Here is a 2,733-nt window from a genome sequence, read left to right as displayed (position 1 = left end):
GACGGCCAATGGAGTAACTCGTTTTAATATTTCAAAAACAAAATTTCAAAAAATCAAACTCCCCGTACCTCCTCTGGAAGTACAGCGTGAAATAGTCCGCATTTTGGACTGTTTCACGCTGCTTACAGCAGAGCTTACAGCAGAGCTTACAGCTAGGAAAAAGCAATACGAATTTTATCGCGACTTCCTTTTAAGCTTTGACGAGCTCAATAAAAATGGGGGGTATGAACTAAAAACACTTAGGAGCATTGCAGACTACTCGAGCGATAGAATTAAATTTGACTCTTTAAATGAGCTAAATTACGTCGGCGTGGAAAATTTGCTTCAAAATAAAGCAGGGAAAGTATCGTCAAAATACGTTCCGGCGAGCGGAAACTGTACTAAGTTTGAAAGCGGCGATATTTTGATAGGCAATATTCGTCCTTATTTAAAGAAAATTTGGCAAGCTGACTGCACTGGTGGAGCAAGTGGCGACGTTTTGGTTTTGCGTTTAAACGACGAAAGCGTCAATTCTAGATATTTGTATCAAATTTTGGCTGATGATAAATTTTTCGATTATAATATGAAAAATGCAAAAGGCGCAAAAATGCCACGAGGAAATAAGAATGCTATTTTGGAATATAAAATCCCTGTTCCATCACTACCAACCCAGCGCAAAATCGTCGAAATACTCGACAAATATGACACGCTCGTAAACTCTATAGCCGAGGGTCTACCGTGCGAGATAGAGTTAAGGCAAAAGCAGTATGAGTATTACAGAGAAAAGCTATTAAATTTTACAGAAATTGAAAAGGAGATATAGTAGTGTTTGCTGGTACTCTTAACGAAATAGCAAATAAGCTTAAAAATTTGAATAAAAAAGCACAATTAATTTATGCTTTTAACGGTACGGGTAAGACTCGTTTATCTGTAGAATTTAAAAATTTAATAGAATCAGGAGCCGATGAAAACAGTGACTCTGACCAAAAGAAAATTATTTATTATAATGCTTTTACGCAGGATTTATTTTATTGGGATAACGATATAGAAAATGATGTCGAGCCAAAATTAAAAATACAACCGAATTCTTTTACTAGCTGGGTATTTCAAGAACAAGGATTGGATAAAGAGGTTATTGATACTTTTCAGCTTTATGTAGGTAAAAAGCTTGAACCTAGATTCGATGCAAATTTTTCAGAAGTTTCTTTTTCTTTTATAGATGACAATGCCTCCGAAGATAATATTAAAATTTCAAAAGGAGAAGAAAGTATTTTTATTTGGAGTATTTTTTATGTATTAATAAGGCAAGTAATAAATGAATTAAATATAGCGGAACCAGATAATCGATCAACTCACGAATTTGATGATCTGGAATATTTTTTTATAGATGATCCGGTGAGTTCACTAGATGAGAATAACTTAATAGAGATAGCTGTAAATTTAGTTGAAAGAATAAAAGAGAGCGAATCAAATATAAAATTTATAATTACCACTCACAACCCTTTATTTTATAATGTGATACATAATGGGCTAAGCAGGGAAAGAAGGTGCAGCATGCATCTATTAAAGAAAACCGAAGATGAAATATATGTTTTAGATAAACAAAATAATGATTCGCCGTTCGCCTATCATCTTTATTTAAAGGCTGAGATAGAAAAAGCCATTGAGAATAATCAAATCAAGAAGTACCATTTTAATTTTCTAAGAAATATTTTGGAAAAAACTTCTACTTTTCTTGGTTATAAAAGCTGGGGCGATCTCTTGCCGGATACTCCAGGCGGAGATTCAAAACCGTATGAAACAAGACTGATTAATATTTCAAGTCATTCTAAACATTCTGCCGAAGAGAGTGTTGAGCCAAACGATAACGACAAAAGAGTATTAAGATTTTTAATTCAGAAAATTAGCTCAATATACCATTTTAAATAAAAAAACTAACAAAGGAAAAAAATGACAGAGACCAAACCGATAGCCGAGAGTAAAAATTTTATAGTCCTGGACGAATATGAAAAGATAATCCAGCCCTCAACCTACCAAAGCGAGGCGGATATGGAGCGCGAGCTGATAAGCGATCTAGTCGCGCAAGGCTACGAGTATGCAAAAGACATAAACTCTCCTGCAAAGCTACTGGAAAATTTAAAACAGCGGCTGGAAAGCCTAAACGAGGTTAAATTTACGCCTTCTGAGTGGACTAGATTGCTTAGCGAGTATCTTGACGCGCCAAACGATGGAGTGAATGAAAAGACTCGCAAAATCCAAGACAATCACATTTATGATTTTGTTTTTGATGATGGGCATATACAAAATATATATTTACTGGACAAGAAAAATATCGCGCGAAATAGCGTGCAGGTTATTAATCAATTTGAGCAGACGGGCGCGCACGCAAATAGATACGACATTACTATCCTAGTAAACGGCTTGCCGCTGGTGCAAATCGAACTAAAAAAGCGCGGCGTGGCGATAAGAGAAGCATTTAATCAAATCCACCGCTATGCCAAAGAGAGCTTTAACGCGTCAAATTCGCTATTTAAATACCTGCAAATTTTCGTTATCTCAAACGGCACGGATACGCGCTACTTTGCAAATACTACAAAGCGCGATAAAACTAGCTTCGATTTTACTATCAACTGGGCGGATTCTAAAAATTTGCCAATTAGGGACATAAAGGACTTTACTGCGACTTTTTTAGCGAAAAATACGCTTTTAAGCATACTGACAAAATATTGCGTATTTGACGCGAGTGACACCTTG

At 35.7% G+C, this 2,733-nt stretch carries 3 protein-coding genes; all 3 read left to right on the top strand.

Going from position 1 to position 2,733, the window contains the following annotated elements:
• A partial coding sequence (locus tag Q0413_RS00015) for a restriction endonuclease subunit S (protein ID WP_298986008.1) occupies nucleotides 1-802 on the top strand: 802 nt, incomplete at its 5' end.
• Between the two features lie 2 nt (nucleotides 803-804).
• On the top strand, nucleotides 805-1,908 hold the full coding sequence (locus Q0413_RS00010; protein ID WP_298061232.1) for an AAA family ATPase: 1,104 nt from the start codon (nucleotides 805-807) through the stop codon (nucleotides 1,906-1,908).
• Nucleotides 1,909-1,929: 21 nt separating this feature from the next.
• On the top strand, nucleotides 1,930-2,733 hold an 804-nt coding region (locus Q0413_RS00005; RefSeq protein ID WP_298986004.1), incomplete at its 3' end, for a type I restriction endonuclease.

It is taken from the genome of uncultured Campylobacter sp. (assembly GCF_938045465.1).
Lineage (GTDB): Bacteria > Campylobacterota > Campylobacteria > Campylobacterales > Campylobacteraceae > Campylobacter_B.
The sequence above is the reverse complement of the archived record's forward strand: the minus strand, read 5'-3'. Positions and strand labels throughout refer to the sequence as shown.